Annotated in this window: 14 protein-coding genes and 3 pseudogenes; 1 reads left to right on the top strand and 16 read right to left on the bottom strand. The window is 44.1% G+C overall.

Annotated features, from left to right (window positions below; all coding sequences use genetic code 11):
- Positions 1-47: 47 nt before the first annotated feature.
- The 11 genes and pseudogenes from GC098_RS07430 to GC098_RS07375 all read right to left on the bottom strand — a co-directional run bounded on the left by GC098_RS07430 (position 48) and on the right by GC098_RS07375 (position 16,798).
- Positions 48-2,123 (bottom strand): DUF5054 domain-containing protein, encoded by a 2,076-nt coding sequence (locus GC098_RS07430; RefSeq protein ID WP_171642424.1) that lies wholly within the window; start codon positions 2,121-2,123, stop codon positions 48-50.
- Between the two features lie 20 nt (positions 2,124-2,143).
- Positions 2,144-3,028 carry a carbohydrate ABC transporter permease gene (locus GC098_RS07425; RefSeq protein WP_171642422.1) on the bottom strand — a complete coding sequence of 295 codons (885 nt, stop codon included), beginning with the start codon at positions 3,026-3,028 and terminating at the stop codon, positions 2,144-2,146.
- A 14-nt stretch (positions 3,029-3,042) separates the two neighbouring features.
- The gene (locus tag GC098_RS07420) at positions 3,043-3,939 is read right to left on the bottom strand and encodes an ABC transporter permease (protein ID WP_171642420.1); all 897 of its coding nucleotides are present in this window, start codon (positions 3,937-3,939) and stop codon (positions 3,043-3,045) included.
- A 91-nt stretch (positions 3,940-4,030) separates the two neighbouring features.
- Positions 4,031-5,710, bottom strand: coding sequence for an extracellular solute-binding protein (locus tag GC098_RS07415; RefSeq protein WP_171642418.1), 1,680 nt, complete (start codon positions 5,708-5,710; stop codon positions 4,031-4,033).
- A gap of 84 nt (positions 5,711-5,794) precedes the next feature.
- Positions 5,795-7,483 (bottom strand): response regulator transcription factor, encoded by a 1,689-nt coding sequence (locus tag GC098_RS07410; RefSeq protein WP_216625190.1) that lies wholly within the window; start codon positions 7,481-7,483, stop codon positions 5,795-5,797.
- Positions 7,473-9,233 (bottom strand): sensor histidine kinase, encoded by a 1,761-nt coding sequence (locus tag GC098_RS07405; protein WP_171642414.1) that lies wholly within the window; start codon positions 9,231-9,233, stop codon positions 7,473-7,475. Before GC098_RS07405 ends, GC098_RS07410 begins: the two co-directional genes overlap by 11 nt.
- A 229-nt stretch (positions 9,234-9,462) precedes the next feature.
- A complete protein-coding gene (locus GC098_RS07400) occupies positions 9,463-12,330 on the bottom strand; it encodes an endo-beta-N-acetylglucosaminidase (protein WP_171642412.1) in 2,868 nt (955 codons plus the stop codon).
- An 868-nt stretch (positions 12,331-13,198) separates the two neighbouring features.
- Complete coding sequence (locus GC098_RS07395; RefSeq protein WP_171642411.1) at positions 13,199-14,623, bottom strand: PQQ-dependent sugar dehydrogenase; 1,425 nt, start codon at positions 14,621-14,623, stop codon at positions 13,199-13,201.
- 454 nt (positions 14,624-15,077) lie between these two features.
- A pseudogene (locus GC098_RS07385) lies at positions 15,078-15,520 on the bottom strand (sigma-70 family RNA polymerase sigma factor); the annotation flags it as partial.
- 175 nt (positions 15,521-15,695) lie between these two features.
- Positions 15,696-15,920, bottom strand: a complete 225-nt coding sequence (locus GC098_RS07380) for a hypothetical protein (protein WP_171642410.1) — start codon at positions 15,918-15,920, stop codon at positions 15,696-15,698.
- Positions 15,921-15,967: 47 nt separating this feature from the next.
- Positions 15,968-16,798, bottom strand: coding sequence for a helix-turn-helix domain-containing protein (locus GC098_RS07375; RefSeq protein ID WP_171642409.1), 831 nt, complete (start codon positions 16,796-16,798; stop codon positions 15,968-15,970).
- A gap of 559 nt (positions 16,799-17,357) precedes the next feature.
- On the opposite strand from GC098_RS07375, the pseudogene GC098_RS41465 reads away from it, so the two are divergent.
- A pseudogene (locus tag GC098_RS41465) lies at positions 17,358-17,528 on the top strand (DapH/DapD/GlmU-related protein); the annotation flags it as partial.
- 1,345 nt (positions 17,529-18,873) lie between these two features.
- Here GC098_RS41465 and GC098_RS07365 read toward each other — a convergent pair.
- From GC098_RS07365 to hppD, 5 genes and pseudogenes are all read right to left on the bottom strand, one after another.
- Positions 18,874-19,104: pseudogene (locus GC098_RS07365) on the bottom strand (macrolide ABC transporter ATP-binding protein); the annotation flags it as partial.
- Positions 19,105-19,277: 173 nt separating this feature from the next.
- Positions 19,278-20,435 (bottom strand): homogentisate 1,2-dioxygenase, encoded by a 1,158-nt coding sequence (locus GC098_RS07360; protein WP_171642407.1) that lies wholly within the window; start codon positions 20,433-20,435, stop codon positions 19,278-19,280.
- Positions 20,436-20,503: 68 nt separating this feature from the next.
- The gene (fahA, locus tag GC098_RS07355) at positions 20,504-21,775 is read right to left on the bottom strand and encodes a fumarylacetoacetase (RefSeq protein WP_171642406.1); all 1,272 of its coding nucleotides are present in this window, start codon (positions 21,773-21,775) and stop codon (positions 20,504-20,506) included.
- Positions 21,776-21,779: 4 nt separating this feature from the next.
- A complete protein-coding gene (locus GC098_RS07350; protein ID WP_246358481.1) occupies positions 21,780-22,751 on the bottom strand; it encodes a hypothetical protein in 972 nt (323 codons plus the stop codon).
- Positions 22,752-22,863: 112 nt separating this feature from the next.
- The gene (gene hppD / locus GC098_RS07345) at positions 22,864-23,979 is read right to left on the bottom strand and encodes a 4-hydroxyphenylpyruvate dioxygenase (RefSeq protein WP_171642404.1); all 1,116 of its coding nucleotides are present in this window, start codon (positions 23,977-23,979) and stop codon (positions 22,864-22,866) included.
- Positions 23,980-24,591: the final 612 nt, after the last annotated feature.

Genomic DNA, 24,591 nt, shown 5'->3' with positions numbered 1-24,591 from the left:
CTCTTTGCATGAATTCTGGTCGAGAACCGGACCTGGGTCCGAACTCCTTATATTCGATTCGACTGCAGCATGAGTCTGAAACGGAATTTCATGTCGTCTTCGAACCACATCATGAAATTGGTTCCCCAAACGTTATTGTGCAGATTGAAATGAAATCCGCCATCCAGCGGTGCATACGTATTGTCGAATTGCAGCAGACGGGGCTCTCCCGGACAGACGAGAGGGGCGTCCAACGTTTCGATAACCGCCTTGCCGTCCGCGCCTTCGTAGTAAAGTCCGGTGTTCACGCCATGCATATTTCGGTTGCCGTCTTTCACGACGAATAACGGGGAAATCCGCTCGCCCAGCTTATCCATGAGCCATAGATTCGGGTTATTGACAAGCGGTGCGAGGGAATACCAACTCGCTTCGGGAAGTCTGCACGCCCTTTTATTTTCCCACTGCAGCTCAATGTCGATGATTGGCTCTTTACGATGAAAGGAGTAAATGACAGACAGCTTTCCGGGCGCTCCATAATGCTCTTGCGCATCGGACGGCACATGCAGTTCTGCACGGACAACGTCGAAATCCGTCTGCTGTTCCAGCCGAAGCGCCCTTGCTGTCGCTTTGTACCTTCTATGCTCCGGCTTTGGCTCGGCATACTCGATGCCAGGTTTGCCAAGATCGTTATCCGCCCAACTGTGATGAATGTCCAGGTTAGTCACATATTCGTTGAAGAAGCGGTCATAGCTTTCCTTGCTGAACGTCTCGTATTGATACGTCCCTAAGCGGTGTTCTTCGTCCGCCCATCGTTTACCTGACCAATCCGTCAGCTTATTGATCGATCCGTCAGGAGCAAAGCTGACTTGAAACTGACCCAAATCGTAACACTCGTTTAACTCTATGGCAGACGCGCAACTTTCCACATCGACATCATGCTTGGGGCTCATCCGTTCAAGCACTTGCCACGCCTCGTTCGCCAACCGTTCGGGTAGTAGGGAAAGCGCCGCTTCGATATAATCGCGCTGCTCCTGCCACGAACTTTCGTAATAGCTGAAGGATCTGTTGTCACTCGCGAGCTGGCGAAGGTAATCGTATTTCTTCATTTTCGTATCGTTCACTGTATCGCGGGCTCTAGCTGCGGCAAAATCGGCGGCGGAATAATGGGCGAAATCAACGAGATACACCGAATTATTCAATCCCCACGTATGTTCCGGAATAAGCATTAACCGATTGCAAAAGTTAGCGTATTGCGGGCTTTGCGAGTCCAATTCGCCGCTTGCCAGCCACCTGTCGCGCAAACGAAGAAGTTCACGATACCTCGCCACTTTCCAAGGATCGGAAGCGACCCCGTGAATCCAAGAGTCCCCGATTTCCTCGCGTATGACTGGCAACCGATGTTTATGAGCGAGCAATTTTTCGGCAAACGCGTCAAGCGTCGAGGCCATAATATCCGCTCCTGGGTAATCGAGCTGCAATTGAGCGAACAATGCGCGAATTTCTTCTATGCTGGAAGGACCATGATTATCCCCTGTATGGGCAAAATATAAGACGTCCTCAAGCCCATCCATTTGAAAAGGTTTTCCGTAACTGTCGGCGTAATTGACGATGACCTCTGAACCGTCGGCTGCGCGCCAAACGAATACTTTGGGCACATCCGGATTTTTGGACACCATATTGACGCCCAGATGCAAATATTGAATACCGTTTTTTGCGAGCATCGGCACCATAGCGATCGTATGTCCCGGAACGTCTGTCATTTTGGCGGCGATCGTCGTTTTGCCAAACTGGCGATCCAGGTTCTTGGAAAGCGAAATGCCGAATTCAAACAATGTTGCATCCATAATTTCCGTATGCGTAGTAAACGGCAGTCCGTGCCAAACAATGCGGCCTTCCCTTATTGCTTCCTCCATACGCACGCGCATTTCCGGCGAAGCCGTATTTAAAAATTCGTGGATCAACCACGAACCGGTCGTCCAAATGAATTTCACGTTTCCCTCTTCCCGCGCTAGCAGCTCGGACAGCTCCAATGCTTGAGGAATAAACCGGTTCATGTAACGGTCGACGACATGTTTCCCGATATCGGTAAAACCGATGTCCAGATGCGTTTTAAAAACGACATGGACTCTTTTCACTTTTGTCATGATGCCACTCCTTCTATCCGTTATTCTTTTACGCTGCCAACTACAATGCCGGTTACGAAATATTTTTGCAAAAAAGGATAGACGATCAGAATCGGTAAAGATCCAAGGATGATTTGGGCTGCTTTGGTCGTACGATCCGATATTTCAGACATATGTTTGGCTTGTATCATGCTGATTTTGGCAAAATCGGGTTTAATGATAATCGATTGCAAATAGGTGGAAAGCGGATATTTTTCAGGTGTACTCATGATCATCAATCCATCGAACCAGGAATTCCATTGGCCTACAAACGTAAAAAGGATGATTGTTGCAAGTGCAGGCATCGAAATCGGTACATAGATGCGCCAAAGCGTCGTCCAGTGGGATGCGCCGTCGATGAAAGAAGATTCTTCCAGCTCTTTCGGCAAGCCGCGAAAAAAATTAAGCAACAGGATCGCGTTAAACACCTGAACTGCGCCCGGCAGCACAAGTCCCCAGATCGAGTCGATTAACCCGGTCATTTTGATTGTCATATACCACGGGATCAGCCCGCCGCTAAACAATATCGTAAATACAAAAATCCAGGCATAAACCGTTCTAAAGCGGAAATCCTTCACTTCCTTGGACAGTGGATAGGCGAGCAGCACCGACAGAAGCATGCTGACCGAGACGCCCAGAACAACTCGCTTGATGGAAATGCCAAACGATGTAATGAACTGGGATTTTTCCAAAATAAACGAATACGAGGCGAGCGTAAATTGGGCTGGCCAAAGCTTAACTAGACCGGCCGAAGCCGCGCTGCTCGTACTGAACGATATCGCTAGCACATGTACCATTGGGGCAAGGCAGAGCAAGGCGATCAGAATGAGAAACAGATAGTTGCAAATATTAAACAGTCGGTATCCAAAAGACGGACGATGAAACATGCTTGGGTGCCCCCTTAGAAAATGCGGTAGTTGGAAAAGCGGTATGCCAGCCAGTACGAGACGCTAATAAACGCCAAAGATACAACGGATTTAAACAAACCGATGGCCGTGGACACACTGTACTGCGCATCGACAACGCCGGTGCGGTAAACGAGCGTATCCAATATATCTCCCGTATCGTATACAGTTGCATTATATAGCGTAAATACTTGATCGAAGCCGGCGTTGAGCACATTCCCCAAACTCAAAGTCGTCACCAACAGGATGATGGGCAAAATACCGGGCAACGTGATGTGCCACGTTTGCTGCCGCCGGGACGCGCCGTCGATGACGGCTGCTTCATACAAACTTGGGTTCACGCTGGTAATCGCCGCCAAATAAACAATCGTGCTGAATCCAAATTCCTTCCAAATATCGGAAATAACTAATACATAACGGAACCACCGGTTATCCCCCAGAAAGAACACTGGTTCGATTCCGAAATATCCGAGCAGTTGATTCACAATCCCCGAAGTCGGGGACAAAATATCGATGAGAATGCCCCCAAGAATGATCCAGGACAAAAAATGCGGTAAATATATCAGCGTTTGAATCCCTCGCTTGACAAAGGAAATGCGGATTTCGTTAAGCAGAAGAGCGATCACGATCGGAACAACAAGTCCCGCTACAATTTTCATGCCGGCGATGATCACCGTATTCCAAATGACCTGCATCGTATCCGGCAGTTCAAAAATGTATCGGAAGTTATCGAAACCAACCCACGGGGACCCGAAAAAACCCTTCACGGGGGAAAATTTGTTAAATGCAATCACGATGCCAACCATCGGAATATAGCTGAAAATAATGACAAGAATAAGACTTGGCAATATCATGGCATGCAGCGGAAGTTCCCGGAGCCACTTTTTGTGCATATCGACACCCTCCTTCCTTAGGCGGTCTCTTATTTAAAAATAGGAGAAAGGATCGGGATCCTCTCTCCTTTCCTTGCATCAGGTCCAATGTTTATTTTTGTGCTGCATACCAGTCGTTTACTTCTTTCGTTATTTGATCTCCGCCCAGTTTCTTCCACTGTCCCACGAATTTATCGAACTCTTCAATTGGTGCGGCACCCATAATAATCTTCGTGAACGATTCATTTTGAAGCTTATCCAGCACGCTCTTCTTTTCCACCATCGTCGGTGTATTGGCTCCCAAATACTCGGTTGTCAGGAGCTTGTCTTTATATCCGGCAAGCACCTCGAACGAGGATTCTGTCGGTCCGGCTTGACGATAAGTAGCCCACTGCGAGTCATCGCCTTTTTTGAACGCTACAATTTTCTCATAAAGCGCTTTTTGTTCCGGATTCAGCTTGGCTGTATCGTTTGATGCAACCGCAGCTTTAACCGCTTCATAATTGTCCGGTACGTCCTTATTCGGTGCGAATACCTGAAACAGCGGGTATTGGAAAATTTCCGTACCGTCCTTCGCAACCGCAAACTTCTCCCAGTCCGCAGTTTTGCCATAGGCGCGTTCTAGCCAAAGGTTGAGCATTTTGACAATGACTTCAGGATGCTTGTAGCCTTTTTTCGCAACTTCATATTCGTTAACTGGGAATCCGACCCCGGGTTTTGCAGCGTTGCTGTCGATCGATGTGATTGGGAAAGGCTTCCATTCCATGCCTGGATTTTGTTTTCTTGCATCATTAAACGGCCAATAAGAGTACCAGTTCTGTCCATAATAAATGCCTACTTTGTTTTGCGAAACGGACTCGATGACTTTCGATCCGTCTTTTACCGCGAACTCGCGATCCAGAAGTCCCGCTTTGTACATCTCCTGCAACTTGGCCAAAGCCGGTTTCATTTCAGGCTGAACATCTCCGTAGACGAGCTTCCCGGATGCATCCTTCACCCAAAGGCCCGGATATACGTGATATCCGTTGAAGTACCCGGTTAATCCAGTCAGCTCCTTGTTGATCGCAAAACCAAACGTATCTTTTTTATTGTTGCCGTCAGGGTCCGATTTCACAAACGCATCGGCAATTTTCATCACATCGTCCATCGTTTTAGGCGCCTGCAAGTTCAGCTTTTGCAGCCAGTCGGTCCGGATCCATAGGATGTCAGCACTTGTAATGTTGCCGCCGAACTTTGGAATCGCCATCAATTTACCTTTAAATGTAGCCGCTTTCAAAGCAAGACCGCCGTCTTGGTTCGCCACTTCTTTTAGTAGCGGAGAGGCGTATTTGTTCCATACTTCCGTTAGGTCCTGCACTTGATCTGCATTGATCAGCTGATTCAGTTGCTTGGCATTTACGCCAAACACATCGGGGATTTCATTAGATGCAATCGTAACGTCCAATTTGGTGTTATTGTTCGGATCGGTGCTCGGATCGCCGATCCAATCGTAAACCAGCTTGATGCCAAGAGCGCTTTCGTATTCTTTCGTCCATGCATTGTTCTTCATCGTGTCGCCATTTTTGAAGCGGTCATCCGGCATGCCGATACGCACCGAATGAACTTCGATTGGCGGGTCGTATTTGCCTAACGGACCGTCTTCGACCACTTTCTTCGGCGCGTCCGTTTGCTTTGTTTCCTCTTTCTTTTGCGGTTCTTCCGCCTTCTTGTCCCCTTCCGAACAAGCTGTTGTTAGCATCGTCAATCCAACGGCACATACCGCCACCACAGTCAATTTTTTACTCATTGCCATTCTGAAACCCCCTAGCGATTAGTAAAATATTCCTTGCAATTCAATTATAGTCTTACGAGACATACATTATCTATTCGCCTATTTTTACTTTTCAGTCGCATCTGTTGACATGATGGCGCGCTCCCGATACTCTTGAGGCGTCAGCTCTACAGCTTTGCGGAAAAAACGGTAAAAGGATTGCTCCGATAAAAAGCCTACAGCCTTGGAAATTTCGTGGATTTTCAATTTGTTCTCCCGTAGAAGCTCTTTCGCTTTGCTCAAACGCGCAGCCATAATGTAGTCGGACAAGCCTTCGCTTGCAATTTGCTTATACAACCGCGACAAATAGGACGGATTATGGCCAACGACATCGCCAATCCGATTCAGGGAAAGATCTCCAGCGAGGTTCTGCTTCACATATTGTTGGACTTGGCGAATCACATCGTTCTGCTGAAAACCTTGGACTGACATTTTTTGATCGAACAAGCGGTTCGCGAGTGCATAGAAATAATCGACGACTTCCTCCCAGGAGGCTTGGCAGTCCAGCATCGTCATTTTGCCAAGATTTGTCTGCTTGCCGATTTCCTCCTGCACGCCCCAACGGTTCATATAAGATAAAAAAATCGAGATGAGCGTAAAATAAACTTCCATTTTAACCGGATTCGACTGTGGTGCGGTCATCGCGACGGCTTTCATGATGCTGCCGTATTCGTAGAAAAACTGCTCCTTCTGGCCATTGTCGAGAAGTGATTGCAGTAAATTCAGCTTATTCATTTGCTTTCGGAGCTCGCGGTCAATGGCGTGCGGATCCATATCCGCAGCTTGCTGCTCGAGCAGCAGCAGCTCGTGTCCAAGCCCGAGGCCACGGCTCATCAGCAGCTGCAAATGTTCAAATTGTTCGGATACGTGATTCCAGTCCCGATATGTCGTTCCGACCGCAAAGGAAACGTTCAGCTTTATTAACTGCTTGCACGTATGCTGAATCATTTCCACCGCTCCTTTGACAAAAGCGACCATACGCCCGCGAATTTCGGTCGAAGAGGAATCGATGGCGCTGTCAGACGCTTCTTTCGTCTGGATCAGCCACACCAGTTTCGTCTTTTGCGCGAAATCGAAAGAAACAAGATTTGTTGATTGAGAGAAGTATTCTTCGGCTATGTTTTGCACAGCAAACAACAGCAATGATTTGTCGACAGAACTGGCGGTTTCGCTCCATTGGTCGATTCTTCCGATGACGACAATCGTCGGTTTCGCAGAACTTAACGGGATGTTCATTTCGCGGAACTGATCGTGCATCGTTTGCAGCGCGTGAGGCTCTCCCTGCACAAGTCCCCACAGCAATTCTTTTTGCAAGTACGGCTGAATCATTTGCATCTGCTTCTTCGACTTATGAATGAGATTTTCCACCTCAATCGCATCGGATAAAGCTTGAACTGCCTTTTGCACGGCCCGGATAATGGCTTGGTTGCCCTCCGTTTTCAGCAAATAATCGACGCCGCCGTTGCGCATCACTTCCTGAATGAAATCGAAATCGTTATATCCCGATAAGAAAATGACTTTGCACCACGGCCAATGCTTGATAATTTCGCGGTGCAGCTCGATTCCGCTCATTCCCGGCATCCGAATATCCGTCAGAACGACGTCAATTTTGGTCGTTGTGAGCAGTTTCAGCGCTTCGGTAGACGAATAAGCTCCATACACTTCCAAATCGAGCGCATCCGTTCGCGCAAACATATCGAGGATGCTTTCCACAATAATTGGTTCGTTATCTACGACAAGCAAGCTATACATCATGATCCTCCTTCGGGTAAGCGAGCTTCAACTCAATCCGCATGCCCCCCAAAATTCCTCTTGAGACCGATAGACCGTACTTCTCGCCATATTTTAATTGAAGGCGGCGATGAACATTGAATATAGCGGTTGATTCCTTCACTGGTTGCTTGGAACGAAGCTGATTATGTAAACTCGCTAATGTATCGTCGTGCAGATTGTCGCCATTATCCTCCACGACGATCAGCAGATAATCGTTATTTTGGGCAAACTGAACAATCAACCTTCCGCCTTCGGCTTTGTCTTCCAATCCGTGAACATAAGCGTTTTCTATAATCGGCTGCAAAAAAAGACGGGGAACTTGCATCGTTTTGTATAATTCCGGCACCGATCCCCAATCCACTTCGATTTGCCTGAAAAAACGCATTGATTGAATTTCCATGTACGACTGCGCATGGCTGACTTCCTGCTCCAACGTAACCATCTCAGTTCCTGTTCTCGTAATAAATTGGAAGTAGTCCCCAAGGTGCTGCATCATTTTCTCTGCTGACAGATTGTCGTTCATTCGGACCAGTCCCTGCAGAATGAAAAAGCTGTTGTATAGAAAGTGCGGATTGATCTGCGATTGCAGCTGCTTCAGCTCCGATTGCTGGGAGCGGATTCGTTCCTCGTAAACTTCCTGGATCAACAGGTTCAACTGCCGAACCATAGCATTGAACTGCTCGTACAAGTAATAAAACTCATCTTGGTGATGATGGTGAATCTCGACTTGCAGATCGCCCTTCTCCACCTTGCGAAAAGATGTGATGAGCCGTTTCAGTGGCTGATGGATGAGGCGGAATATCCAATAAGAAAACGCAATGATGACAACGGTCGACATGAGCGAGAGCAACCAAAATAACGTCCGGTATTTGCCGAGCGGTCCGAGCACCTGATCTTCCGGCACATTAACCGTCAAATAAGTATCCAGCAATTTTGAATATTCAAACGTGAACAAATATTTTACCCCTCGAACCGTCACGCTTTCTTGTCCGCTTGCCTTGTCTTTGAACCGGGGCTCGGAGACGAACTCCTTCAATGCCGATAATATCGGTTCGTTGCTTTTCCCGTCGGTAACAATCCAATTCTGCTTCAGATTAATGAATGAAGCGCCGGAATCTTTCACTTGGCTGATCTGAGCGAGCGAATGCTGAATCTGCTCCTTCGATAATACGACGCCAAGCGCAATCGACGTTTCCAAATGATAAATCGGCAACGGATACACTTCGCTTAGCAGCAGGCGATTGTTCCAAAATGTAAACGGAGTACCGTATTGGCTCAACGACTTTTGCAGCACACCCAGCTCATCATCAGGGATATGATTGTCGAAGCTGTTGGCGAAAATGCCTCTGTCCAGCGCAGGGATATACACTTTGACATCATCCACAAAAGAACTGGAAGTCTTTAAAAGGTGCAATTTATTTTTCACGCTTAAAATTGTTTGAGAACGGGTGTAATCGTCCATCGCATCGGAAATCGTCCGTATTTTCTGAAATTCGTCGTCAAAAATCAACTCTTTATTTAACCTCATGAGCCGCTGCATTTCTGCTTCGAAAGAGCTGAGGTAAAAGTGGACGCTGGAAACAACCGACTGCGACAGCTCGTTATGAACGTTCTCCTCTGCGGTTTGATTCATATACAGACTAATGCCGTAAATCGGAATCATCACTAGCAAGAGCGCGATAACGAGCTTGGAGAAGATGTTGAATGGACGAACCGCGTTTAATTTAAGCAAGTTAGCATCACACCTTTTGTTAAATTTTCCTTATTTAGTAGTTGTCTCTACATTTATAGCATGTTCCATTTAACAACGGAACTTATTTTTCAGATCAGCAGTTAAAAAAAGCGAGTTCTCTTTGCAATTGAGAACACGCTTGAACATGGTGTCGGCCTTTCCTCTTCAAAAAAAGAAGAAGCGCTTGGGACATTTGGCCTCAAGCGCTTTTTCAACCGAACTTAAAAACTTATTCGCCCAAACTTCCAAATGGAACTTGTACAGGCTTAGACTTATTGCCATTAAAATCTTCCAAAACAACCTCAATAACGCCAGAGCTTCCTAGAACGCTGAGTGATCTTAGATCGTCAACACCTCTAATAGCATATGCTTTTCCATTGAATGTGATCGGTTTACCGTTCTGCCATGCATATAAATGCCACCAGTCATTGGATGTTGGCCCTGATAGTTTAACTTTTTGAACTCCAAAAAATGTTGCTGTTCCCTCATACACGTCGGAATGATCATCTTTAAATACGCCTGTATCATCTGCATAAGTAACTACCTTACCCTTGTCGTCTAGCAATGAAATTCTAACTGTATATGTACTTCCGTCTGCAATTGGAACTTCAACTTTCACTGCATTGGTTCCTTTTGCCACAGTCGTTGAATATACATTTTGTGTTACGGAGTAGTTCAATGTTACGTCTACTTTTGCTTGTTCGTATTTAACCGCCGGAGTTTCCCAAGTTACATCAACAGAACCGACATTTTCCACTGTCTGGATATTTTTTACAGTATTCGAGAAATCTTTTTCTACTACTGCTGCATTGCCTTCTCTTCCATCAGCCCCAACAGCTTTAACTTTGATTTTCACAGTACCTTTCGGATCATATAAAGACTTAATATAAAATCTGTCATCATAGGTTCCGCCTAAGAATATTTCTTTGCCATGCTCATATTCCGCATACACATTGTATTGTTGTACTTTGTTGTAATCTTCCAAATTCCAGGAAATATACATTTCGGAAGAATCAAAAGATTTATCGATTTTTAATCCGGTTGGAGCAGCAGGCTTAACTACTGTACCATCGGTAATGTTAATTTCACCAACGTTAAATTGATAATCCTCAATCGTTCCTTGTTCTGGGGTGAAAGACAGTCCGAAGGCTGCCAATGTTTTACCCGCAAATTGGGACAAGTCCAGATTTTTTTGAACCCATCCTTGTGTAGTTTTATTTGCTCCGCTTGGAATTTCAATGTACTCGACTTTTGCTGGATCATCTTCAAAAATCAATCCGACTTTAACGCTGCTTGCATCGGTAACGGATGGTTTGTTGAATGTAATGTTTAATTTTGATTCCGCTTTAATGTCTAATTTTGTTTTGTACAAAGAAATAAAGTTAGTTGCATCCAAATCCCCAAAGATTGCCAGAGAGCTGCCGCCATCATATCCGCCAAGCTGAGTATAATCATATCCCGCACTATATTTCTTGCCATAGTCGAAATCGACTTTTAAACGGGTACCGTCCGTGTCGATCCGCCATTGCCATGTTGGGAGAATATCCTGGATATTGATGTTAGCCCATTGGTTATCATTCGAAACTTCACCGTCTACAAAATATTGCATGCCATGTCCGGTATTAAAGTTCGTATAGAAATTTGAACCATCAATGACGGATCTTTCAGAAATGTATGCTGCCAGACCCGGCCATGTCTTATAGTTTTTACCTACGTTTGGTTTTCCGCGATTAGGATCATTGGCTGTTTTGACAGGGTCTGGAGTAGCATTTAGAACAGCATCCAACAATTGATCCTGTGTCATGCCAGCTGAAGCAAGCGTCCCTTTTCCCGCGTCATATGTAGGAGCATCTGCAGCACCTGACCACCATGTTCTTTCTCTTGCGGCAACATATTTGTAATAATCAGGGTTTGCGCGTCTATTTTCAGTGTACCTATTGGGACCTGAATGACCAAAGAGTTGTTCATCCAGATGCTCAAAAACCGTTGAACTGCCCAGAGAAGCTATGCCTGTTCTTGGTACTAAATTTTCATCATAAGTGTTGTATAATGCCCCGCGTGTTCCGCTGAATCCTGTTTGACCTGCTTCAAGTGTATTAAATACAGTATTTCTTGGGTCTAAACCTAATGCCTTCATGGTTGCAATCGAACCGTCTACCATTGCTTTACTCGGGTCCGGATTCATATACAAGGAATTGGCGGCAATAGTCGTATCTGAAGGATTTTTAACCCAGTTGCTAAACTGTTTTGCATCTTTATTAGAGTAGTTAATTCGCCCCCACATGCTTTGATTGGTTTGACCATACAGATTGGAAGCGTAAACATTAACATATAGACCTTGAGATGTCATTGCACGAATGAACTCTTGATAAACGGGCATAAAGCTGCCAGCCAGTGCTTCTTCGGCATTCACAAAGTACCCGTCAAAGCCGTAATATTTAGCCATTTCAACTAATTTATCAGCCATAGGGAATCTTCCATTACTATCTTTATAAACATAATCTTCCGTATGCTCCGATCTCGGGAAGAAAATACAACTTATAGATTTAACGCCGTTCTTGTGAGCGGCATTTGTGTATGCCGGGTTTGGAATATTTAACACGCCAAACTCATATTCACGCTGCCACCAATCTGCCTCGGGATTGTACAACGAATCCGGCGTCGGATTTGTAACTACACCATGCCAAGATGCTGTATAATCCACATACTGCCAAAAGTTGAATAGATTTTGTGCAAATTGATCATTATACACTGTCGGATTGAAAAACTCATCACCATAGTCGCTTGTCAAGTTTAGGTATTGAACTTCTTGATCCAATTTGGGGTTTGCCTGCGTTGGCTTAAAAGCTTCATTACGATTCTGAAGCGGTACTTTTGCTCTCATAAATTCATAAAATTCGTCTGTTTCAGGAGTCCAATTCAAGATATTTTGTTTTCGGTATCCATGATAAACCGGCTGGTTTTTACCCTTGTAGCCCTGTTCACCAGCACGAGGGGGTAGAGCATCGCCACCGGCATTTACGATACCTGGTATCGCACCCATGGCTAGTAATGATGCCAAAATGACAGCTAGATGTTTTTTTTGTTTTGCTTTCATAATCACACTCTCCTCTTCAATTTTAATATTTATAAAAACGATAAACGTTTTTATCGAGGATAAAATGATTCCGCAGAAGGCCTTCAAGGGTTTCAACGAATTTATAGAATTAATCTAAGATTCTGAAAATTAAGGTCATGGATCCCCTTCACGATCCAATCATATTTCCAGTTGATCCCTAATTTCCAGTTGATCCCTATCTCCTTGTATAGGGATTCCCAAGTATTGTTCTTTTCCGATTGGCCATCCGCGTAGACCACTTCTTGCGTAATAAATCTCGCTGCCGTCACATCAATCAGCGGTCATAAGAGAGATAAATTATAGACTAACGAGCAAGAAACTAATGGAGTTTACTCCGCCCATATCTTGCCCCCTCCACTTTATTATAAAATCTGTACGATTGGTCAAACCACTCTCCGTTCATGACATTTGTATATCTATTATTTACTTTGCTTTCTTTTGACTCTTCTATTTTTTATTCGAAATAGAAACGATTGCGATCTCATTTTTGTTACAAGCATTGTATCGATGGATAAAAATAGCAACAACCTCCGTAATGCTGGAGGTTGTTGGCTAAAAATGGGTTACTCAAGCTGCAGCCTAGCATCATCCCTAGACCCAATCGTATTTTCTCATTATAGGAATGCTGCCCGTTGAGCAATGTCGCTGCCGAATTGTCGTTTTTGAACACTTCTTCTTTGTCGTTTATTTGCAGGAAAGCATATATGTTCTTGTCCAAAAACGGCCATGGATATATGTTCTTGTCCACCGACAAAGATCGAGAGTTCCAAGGAGAAACAGATGATGCGTATGGAGAGTTATGGCATGTGCCGAATGCGATTATTAAGTCGAATTTTATAGTTATGAATTATGGAACAATTTCAAAAATAGTACCTTGGTTAAAATCAGTCACTTTCATAGAGCCATAAACCCCTAAATATAGTCTGGTTTGATCCAGATTCGTTCCCAAACTAACATAGTAAGCTGATTGAGATCCAAAATTGTAATCGGTTTCAATAACACTAAAATCATTTAGTTTACAATCTGTTCCTACCCTGGTATAAGCTAAAACACCTCTAACCGGAGATTGAGATTCTTCATTCCGGGCAAGATCGGCAAACACAACGCTTCCCGTTAAATCGGGGATTCCATTCCCCATATATGTCTGAACGCCCGTAAGTGCAGTTCCTCCAAACTTATCGGGTCGGGGATCTTTATGAAAATAACTAGTTAAAGGCTGAAGACGCCCTACTAAAGTTTTTATTGCTTCATCGTAATAAGCAGTTGTTTTCTCATCCAAAGCCGGATTTGCAGAGCAGCCCCTTATAATCGAAGTAGGAAAAGCACCTTCCCACCCTCGCCAGCCAAAGTTAATAAATCCTTCTTGGTCAGGTTCAGAATTCATTAAAAAAGCTTGAATAAGCTGAGTAACCGGTATTGGTTTATAATGAACGAATGAAAAAATCGACTCTACGAGATCCTGTCCAACATTTCCCACATATTTGATATACTGATTATAAAACTTTTGAAAAGAAATTCCTGGTATATTGCGAACCCCTTTGGCAATTACCGTAAGCGTTTCCTGAATAGGTACGGGAAGTTCATTAAACCGTGTGACTACGGGTGGATTATCGATAGATGTATTCTTAACTACATCAATTTCAATTATTTTACCGGCTATTTCCATATCATCTTGGCTTAAATTAAATGGATCATAGCCTGATCCGCCGTCTCCGGTTGTTAAAACAAGTTTTCCAGTTTCAGGTGAAAAGTTTAAGCTATTGACACCATTATGATTTAAAAATGGTCTTCTTATATTAAGTAATGTCCGCCGTTTTTGAGGTTGACCATTCGATTGCAAAATCCATTCTTCAACAGTATCAATATGATCATAGTGAGTTTCTCTATTTATCCACCTTAGGTTTAAGGTTCTGGGATCACACGGGTTAGGCTTAAAAGATTCAAAAGCACCTGGAAGAGCACCTGGACCTTGGGTTCCAGCTACTGAATAATGGAGATAAAACAGACCGTTATAATAAAATTCGGGATGAAATGCTAGCCCTAGTAATCCCCGTTCATCATATCCACCACTAGAGACACCTAGTTTTATGATTCGTTGGCGAATATCTAAAAAAGTCCTTATAACTCCGTTTCCTATGTAAAAGATCTCTCCTACCTGGGTTGCAATAAATAATCTTTCAATTGAGTCACCTGGAAGTATAGTTGTTTTCAAAACAGTGGGCAGATTTATCTTACTTACAATGGGCCGTAAACTAACCTTAACTTTCATCAACTAACTTTACACCCCTTCTTATTGTTTTCATTTATTATTTATTAGAATATGGTTAGAACTGTTCTATTAGTACCAAATTAGGTTTGGGCTGGTTGGGGACAATGATCTCGTATAACAAGCGAAGCTTTCTTGATATTGCCAATTGACCCGCGGCTGAGGCATATTCGGAGTTGCAGTTGTTGGCATTTCCGAATAACTCTTTTGACACATCATATTTGAGATGCGAGTTAGCTTCCTCTAGAATGGTATGCAGAATGTTATATTTGTGTCCTATTGAAGCTAACGTGTCCCCAGATTGGACTTGGTGCTGCCCGAAATAACATATCATCCGATTCTCCGTCTCTAAAGAAGAGAAAGAAAAATGGGGTAAAGAAGAAGAACGGGAACAAGAAACGGCTAGGAAAAAAGGGATGGGGAAATGGACGAAAGAAGGGTCGGCCAAAACCTCAGCCTTGATGCCGAGCTCCTTCGCAATTTCCCTTTGCGTCCGCTCTTCCCCGCCAAGTTCCAGACCAAACCGGCCAACGACGACTTCCTTCTCGCGATCGTCCAAGATTTCCAGATTACGATATATTTTGCTCTTCTCTATCTTGAGCTGCACCTTATCCACTACGTCATCAGCTTCCGTACCGAGAATGTCGATGAGCGTAATTTCATTCCCCTCTTGTCCGTTCCGATGGGATCATGCAGGGAAACATCTTTACGCGTTTTCTTCAATGAACGCAGATGCATCAAGATCTCGTTCTCGATACAACGAGCCGCAAACGTCGCCAGCTTGGTTCCTTTGTTCGGCGAGAACGACTCGATCGCTTTAATCAATCCAATCGTCCCAATCGAGATCAAATCCTCGAGATCTTCCCCTGTGTTGTCGAATTTTTTGAGGTTGTGAACACGAAGCAACGTAAATTCACTTCACAACTGTCTGGTAGCATAAACAAAGAGCTACCTCTCGGCAGCTCCATCCTCGGCTGTAAAGTTAAGATTACTCATTGTAGTCTCCTGCTTTTCACGCTGTTAGGCGCTTGTAGCAGAACTTCTCATACTTCCTCGTTAGTTGATGTCCAAACTGAGTTTATGCACCGAAAGCGATGCAGTAACCATTATTATCACGGATGCTCATTTCACTCCAACCTTCGGACCAATGAGGCCCATTGAGTATTTCTACACCTTTGGATTGGAATTCCTTATATAAATGTTTCAATGCCTCTGGGTTCGTAAAACAAAGCGATATCACCGGAACCATAATACCATATTCAGGAAATCCTATCTGTTGAAAAGTTTTACATACTGCTTCCATTTAAATAAAGCTATTTCCCTTTCCAACGATTGCTCCATCCCATGAATTCAATCCAATCCTCTTTTATTTCTAAATTGCTTGGGTGGCATGCCATTAGATTGCTTAAAGCTTTTGCTAAAATGAAACTCATCCGCATATCCGCAGTTTTCTGCAATCTCTTTCACCGTCAACTCTGTATATAGTAATTGCTTCTTGGCATGTTCATTGCGTACATCTTTCAAATAGCTTTTGGGACTCTTTCCTGTATGCTTTTGGAAAAGACTGCGAAGATATGAAATTGAAATTTGATATCGATCAGCTAGTTCATGTAATCGAATATCCTCTCTATAATTCCGATCCAACTCATCCTTCACTTTGATATACATACTTAAGGCCGAAGTTGTACGTATATGTTCGGGGCTATTTTGCTTATGCAATTCATACAAAAGATTATATAACATTGATTTGGTCAAAAACTCACTCTCAAGCTGCCCAGGAACCCATCCCTCCGATAGCTCTTTGAATAGGTTGTCATATTTTTTAGCCATACTGTCCTCACACTTCAACATGAATGGCAGTTCTAATTCTGGAAGATCAGTTACCTCATACGCTCCTTGAGAAATCATCGTAACGGATATAAGTGACAGCAGTACCATTGTAATTCGCAGCGGATTGTCTCGATCACCTTCCATGGTCATCTCTAAACCTGGTTTTAAATATAACAGCATGCCGGATTCAATCGAAATTTTCTCTTCTGTTCGGAATGTCCCTTTTCCTTCACGAATCCAATAAAAGCTATGAACTCCAACGTTTTTCCGAATATCTCTCCATTCAGGAGGAGTCTGCTTATCGTTGATCCAATGAATACGGATTGCCATATTATTTAATTTTTCTTCCATGTAGGCTCCTTATTGTCTATCAAATTAATGATAGATTGAGCTTAGGCTATAAAGGCGTTTTTGACAAGTTTTATATACTTAATTCCATGTCTATGGTTCTGATTAGGTGGTAAGCTAAAGGTGAGTTTGACAATGAAAGCAAGGATAGGAGTGGACTTACATGGATCGGAATCAAGCTAAATATCGTGAGATAGATTATATGCCTTGGATAACAAAAACCGAAATAGAAAGTCATGAACAAGAACAAATACAGCAACGTTTAGCAGAGACTTACTCCTGCAGCTTCGGTAAAAATTGCTTCGTTTCTCCACAGGCTATCTTTTTTCCGGATGAATTCCAAATGGGAGACCGTAGTTACATAGCTGGAGGAGCCATAGTTCGTAATACTTCACTTATTATGGGAGCAGATTGTAGCATTAATTCTTATGCGGTTGTAACAGGAAAAGTCTCAATGGGTGACGGTGTAAGAATTGCATCGCATGCAAGCATTTATGGATTTAATCATGGTTACGAAACCACTCATCAACCTATTTTCAAGCAACCTTGTACTTCGAAAGGTATTCATATTGGTGATGATGTTTGGATAGGAGCTAATGTGGTCATTCTCGACGGGGTACGAATTGGATCACATTCAATCATTGCCGCCGGTGCTATCGTAACAAAAGATGTTCCCGATTATAGTATCGTCGGGGGAAATCCAGCTAAGGTCATTCGCAGCAGGCTTAACAACGAAGCACCATTGAATTCGGACAAACAGCCGATAGAGAATAAATTGCAGAACTTCGGCAACAAAGTGAAAAAACAACTTGATCCCTTACTTCGCCATTACTTAGTTTCTACACCCAATGAAACTTTTTTTCAGGACCGTCCAGGATTTAAAAGAACTGCAAGAGCCTATTGTGATGCCGTTGAAATCGCAGCTTTGTTTAATATATTACCACCCGGTTGGACGAAAGAGGAACTGATCGTAAAATTGCAAAGTTTTCAGGATTCAAGTACTGGACTACTACCTGACCCTTGGTCACCCCCAGATGCTACTCTGTACGAACCGCATTTACTCTCTGACCACCTCTCTCGCTATCATTTGCTAGCTGTGGGATATGCGTTAGAGGTCCTTGGTGCAAGCCTACTTCATCCCATTCATGTCGTTGAAAACATGACTACGGAGCAATTATATAAAAAGCTTGAATCTCTAGAATGGGACAAAGAGGCATGGAGTTGCGGTGATTGGATCGATTCTTATGCAACTGGTTTGTACCTTAATCTCAAACATTTTGAATCAAAAAAACGGCCTGATGATCTGTTCGGATGGCTACAAACGCATGTTAGTCGAACTTCCGGTTTATGGGGATTACCGACAGATGCAGAGACCTGGCTTCAACCCGTTAATGGCTTCTATCGTTTAACTCGTGCCACCTACGCCCAGTTCGATATCCCATTGCCCTACCCGGATAAGACCATAGACACCGTTCTAGCACATAGTAGAAATCAACAGTTTTTCCGTTTTGACCATCTGAACGCTTGTAATGTACTCGATGTTGTTCACCCACTATGGCTATGCCTCAAACAAACCGATTATCGCAAAGAGGAAATTAAAGAATGGGCAATGCGTCATCTGGAGAAGGTACTGGATTTCTGGGTTGACGAGCGTGGTTTTAGCTTTCAGCTGGTTCAACAAGAATCAACAGGACTTCAAGGAACAGAAATGTGGCTTAGCATCATCTTTTTACTAGCAGATGTTTGTGGCATCAGCCAACATGTAGGATATCGCCCTAAGGGCGTACACCGGATAGAAGCGCCAATATCGCTATCTTCCATCCAAAGCTAGGGTCAAATGACCTTATCAAATCATCAATGTTCCACACATTCCACCAATTAGTTTCCATTTTTTCTCCACACTCTACTGCCTGTTTGCTAGTAAAGGGCTACCAACGCGGCAGCCCTTTTGTTAGTTAACTATCGGTAACAATAGATAAGCCAACGCATTCATCCCCTATATAAGAACATTTGTTTGCGTTATTATATATCAGCGATGTATTGGTTATGCAAGCTGAGGAGTTCCGGTCTTATAAACACTAAACAACTTCATTCAACCGCCCATCCCGAAACCGCACAATCCGCTTCGCCTGCTGGGCAATCAATAAGTCATGCGTAATCAAAATAATCGTCCGACCTTGTGCATTTAAGCTCTTTAAAATGTTTAAAATCTCCACACCTGTCTTCGAGTCTAACGCTCCCGTAGGCTCATCCACCAAAATGATGGCTGGATCTCCCGCCAACATTCTCGCAATAGCAAAACGCTGCTGATCAATCCGATCGTCCCAATCGAGATTAAATCCTCGAGATCTTCTCCTGTATTGTCGAATTTTTTGACAATATGAACACAAAGCAACGTAGTAGGCGGGACACCGCCAGTGTCCCTTTTTCCGGATTATGTTCAATTATCCTTTTAGGAGAACCCTTTCCTAGGGCTTCCTAGCTATTTTTGAACCCAGCTGTATGGATAATTTTGATCCTCTAGCTGTGCAGCTCCTTTCACCACACGTAATGGACGGAAGGTATCAATCATAACCGCTAACTCTGAAGTCTCTTTTTTACCGATGCTCGCTTCAATTTTACCTGGATGCGGTCCATGAGGAATCCCTGACGGATGCAAGGTAATGGAGCCTTGCTTAACACCTTTGCGGCTCATAAAATTGCCTTCGACGTAGTAGAGCACTTCATCACTGTCCACATTGTTATGATAATACGGAGACGGAATGGAGTCCGGATGGTAATCAAACAATCTCGGAACAAACGAGCAAACGACAAAGTTATTCCCTGCGAAAGTTTCGTGAATGGGTGGCGGCATATGAATTCTACCTGTAATCGGTTCAAAATCTCCAATGTTGAAAATATAAGGGTACAAATAGCCGTCCCAACCAACGACGTTCAATGGATGATAGTTGTAGATATGGGAGTGCAAATACCCTCTGGTTTTGGTTCTAACCTCATATTCGCCGAAATCCGTATGGCATTCCAATGTTTCAGGCAGCCGAATATCTCTCTCACAGAAAGGGCTATGCTCCAGGAGCTGTCCATGCTCGTTCCGGTAGCGCTTCGGTGTGCTTATCCAACTATTCGTTTCTACGTTTAAAAATTTAGATTCACCTGGCTCCGGAACGATCCGATAAATCGTGCCCACCGGAATCACGATGTAATCCCCTGGACGGTAGCTGAGTGTGCCAAATATAGACTCAACTTTTCCCGTCCCTCGATGAACAAACAACAATTCATCCCCGTCCCCGTTGCGATAATAATAATCCATGGTTTGCGTAGGATTGGAAACGGAAATTAATATATCTTCATTCCCAAGCATGTAGTGCCTGCCGTTTACCGCATCTCCCGTATCTACGTACTGTCCAGCCAGGAAGTGCCTGTATGTCAAAGCTCCTTGTTCTTCAAACTCTATTTTAAAGGGTGCATAGATATCGGCCTTAACGATGTCCGTCGGAGCGGAATGATGATAAAGAATAGACTGTATGCCCGAAAAACCCTTTGTCCCCATGACCTGTTCCCGGTACAAAGAACCGTCTTGTTTCCTGAACTGCGTATGTCTTTTCTTGGGAATCTCGCCCATATGGTGATAAAAAGGCATATTATCATCCTCCTTAGGTTCACTTGGGGCCCCCGCAAAGTAATCGGAATATGCTCCAGAGCTTGTCGTCACTTTGTGGGGTAATTTGCCGGCAGCACACGACCGGTTACCTCCCCGAAACCGACTCTGTAGCCGTCTCCCTGACACCAGCCGGTGATCGTTAAACAGTCGCCATCCTCCAGCCAAACACGTTCATCGCCATTGTCCAATTCTAGCGGATCACTCCCACGCCAAGTCAATTCCAACATACTGCCTCTTGATCCCTTCTCAGGGCCGCTAATCGTTCCGGAAGCCAACAAATCCCCTGGACGTAAATTACAGCCGCCTATCGTATGATGAGCGATCTGCTGTGCCATCGTCCAATACAAATTGCGGAAGTTACTAGCCGAGATACGGTCCGGTCGCTTCATGGATTCACTCTGCAAATAAACCTCTAATTGGATATTAAAAGAACCCGGACTGTTCTGTAGCAAATATGGAAGTGGTTCCGGATCCTGCTTCGGAGCAGGAACGCGGAATGGCTCCAATGCTTCAAGAGGCACGACCCATGACGATATGGAGGTAGCGAAATTTTTAGCCAGGAAAGGTCCTAACGGCTGGTATTCCCATGATTGGATATCCCGCGCGCTCCAATCGTTTACGAGTACAAGTCCAAATATATAATCTTCGGCTTCTTCAACAGAGACCGGCACACCTTGTTTATTCCCTGTTCCTATCAGACAGCCCATTTCCAGTTCGAAGTCCAGCTGACGGCTTGAGCCGAAGATAGGCGCAGCCGAGTCTGGCGGCCTCATCTGTCCTTGAGGACGGCGAACATCCGATCCGCTGATAACTACAGAGCTGGCTCTCCCGTGATAACCCACAGGCAGATGCAGCCAATTCGGCATAAGCGCATTTTCCTTACCGCGGAACATAATGCCAACATTAGTTGCATGGTCTTTTGAAGCATAGAAGTCCGTATAATCGCCAATCTCTGCAGGCAGCAGCATCTCTACCTCGTTTTGAAAATATATGGCGGTGGATCGCAGTTCTTCATTATCCCGTAAAGTCGGTTCTTCCGCATCCAACAGCCGCCTAATGGCCCACCGAAGCTCCTTCCAAACTGGACGGCTAAAGGACATTAGCGCATTCAACGACGGTTGACTAAAAATGTTTTTACCGGACACAGCTATCTGGTCAAAACAGCCGGCAGTGTCTAGTACGGACAGATCCAGCACATACTTTCCGATCGCAACGCCGATTCGCGGTAGTCCGCCTTTTAGAGGGCGAAATACACCATATGGCAGGTTTTGTATAGGAAAATGCGAATCCGGCTCCACTTGAATAAAAGAACTGACCATGCGTTTAACTCCTCTGCTCCAGTAATTGAAATTCTCGCATCTCGTTACGCGGTTCGTCGAAGCTGCAGCTCCCATAAGAGCTTAATCCCTCATTGCGATAGGCCTGGATTTCAGAAAAAGTCATAGAGAGATGCCTCCAATGCAAGCCGTCACTTGAAAATTTGAAGCTTTCCGGAAGCTCGTCTTCAAGGATTTCCGCAATATTTTGAATCTCCAACTTGTACGAGTAAGCCAGTAATCCCGCAAAAAACACATTAAGGAATCCATGCATCTTCGTCTTAACTTCATTACGGTACATGCGAAAAGGATGATGCAGCCCTGCTGTAAATTTCAATGAAAGATCTCTGTCCCTGCACCCTGCCAGTACAAGAGCAACCTGATTGGCTGCAGGGAATGCTTCGGCTGTAATGCCTCCGGTTCTTAGTTTAATACCAAAATTCAACCCACTTGTTTCATTATATGCAGCAATTTCATCCAAAGCAGCGATCATTCTTGATTCCCATTCCTCATTTAACACATATGTCAATTCGCAGAATGTCTGCAACCCGAGCTTAGAAGTCCCTCTTCCGATCGCCTCCAGAAGATGAGCTTGTAACGGAATCGGCGGCAGCGGTAAATCGAGCACACTAATCTGGGCTACTGCTTGAAATTGATCTCCGAACGATTGAATCTTCTCGAGGCTCTCCGCCAACAGTTCCTTACATTCATCAGCATCGCCGCTTCGATCTCCAATGACCGACAGCATGAGTGGATGATCTTGCGAAAACAATGGCGTATAAGGGACTAGTTCTTGCAACCGTGAGACAGGAATAATAAATTTGCCTATCATCCAGCTATCTTGATCGAGACTATATGCTTGGTAATTCCGGATTGCTGCTTCAATCGGCAGCCCTGCCGGAGGAAAAAGCCCCGCATAATCAATTAGCTTCTCCATGAAAAGCCGAACGCTCTGGTACATCGCCGCGCCTCCTTTCATCCGCAACCAAGGATAAACGGCTCCGCCGTCCTACTGGGACGAGCGCGTTTGTCAGGGTAGATGCGAAGCAAAAGTATAAAACTCATACTTTCTTATCTACTAAAAATCAAGCTTATAGATTCCCACGGCGGGCCTGTTCTCTTTCAATCGATTCAAACAATGCTTTGAAATTGCCTTCTCCGAAACCTCTCGATCCTTTGCGCTGGATAATCTCAAAGAATAAAGTAGGACGGTCTACGACAGGCTTTGTAAAAATTTGCAATAAATATCCTTCATCATCACGATCAACCAGAATCTTATTTTCTTGAAGCTTTTGAATGTCTTCATCGATCGTACCTACCCGAGCGGAAAGCATTTCATAGTAGGCATCCGGAGTGTCAAGAAATTCTACGCCATTAGCGCGAAGCTTATGCACGGTATGCACGATATCGTTTGTCAGGATCGCTACATGCTGAACGCCCGCGCCATTATAAAATTCAAGAAACTCTTCAATCTGCGATTTGCGCTTTCCGGTTGCCGGTTCGTTCAGAGGGAATTTAATGCGTCCTCCGTTATGCATGACTTTCGACATGAGCGCCGAGTACTCCGTACTGATATCCTTATCATCAAAGTGAATCATTTGTGTAAATCCCATAACGTTTTCGTAATAGGAAACCCACTCTTCCATCTGTTCCACATTTCCAACAACATGATCGACGCCAATCAGGCCCGCTTCCTCATAAGGAATCATGTGATCAACCTGATGATAACCAGGCATAAAAATCCCCTTGTAATTCTTTCTGTCAACAAGCGTATGCACCGTATCGCCGTAAGTTCCTATAATTGCTTTTATGACTGTTCCGTTTTCATCCGTAAAAACTTGCGGCTCCTGAATTGGGATAGCCCCTCTGGAGATAGCCTCCATGTAGGCCTTTTCAACGTCTTCTACACGAAGTGCAATGTCTTTTACTCCTTCGCCATGCTTTTTCACAAAATCGCTGATCGGATGAACATCTTTCAACGAACCGGACACGATAAACCGAGTTTTCTTCTGTTCCAACACATAAGAAACTCTATCTCGCTGTCCTGTTTCCAACCCGGCATAAGCAACAGTCTTAAATCCGAAAGCTTTGCTCAAAAAGTAGCTTGTTTGCTTGGCATTCCCGACATAATATTCGATATAATCAAAGTCATGAATCGGGAAGAAGTCCTGCTGCTTTTCGTTATTGCTCAAAACTTCCTTTTTCATAATTTTCACAGCCTCCTTGGGAATAATATCCTTTTTCTTAATTTTGAGTATAGTGCGATTCAAGAAATCCTGCAAAAACGTACGACAGAGTAAACACGTGTCGACGCACATCCGCTTTAACCTGTTAAAATGCTTGTAGAGTGCATCAAAATTCACACTTTAATTTCTCCATCATTTTTTCGTTCTCCTAAAGCATATGATTTTGCCGTTCAAGATGACAAACTTCTATGTTATTGGATCTTTAACAAAAAAGAAAAGCTGCCCCGAAAATGAGCAATCTCACTTATAAGTCAGCCTATTTTTTCATGCTCTCTAGTCCCATAACGTGAAATCCAATTAAGCATCGTTTTCATCTTCAATAATTTTTATGGCTGATTATTTATTCAAAATACCATAAGCGACGGTGCGTCCGAACGTTCATTTTCTAAAGTCAGCTCATTTTTTGAAATTTCACATTGAATAACTGAAAGAAAATAAACAAACCGGACCCCCTTATTTGGAGTTCCGGTCTTTTAAACACTAAACAACTTCATTCAACCGCCCATCCCGAAACCGCACAATCCGCTTCGCCTGCTGCGCAATCAATGAGTCATGCGTAATCAAAATAATCGT

This window comes from Paenibacillus phytorum (assembly GCF_013141715.1).
Lineage (GTDB): Bacteria > Bacillota > Bacilli > Paenibacillales > NBRC-103111 > Paenibacillus_E > Paenibacillus_E phytorum.
The sequence above is the reverse complement of the archived record's forward strand: the minus strand, read 5'-3'. Positions and strand labels throughout refer to the sequence as shown.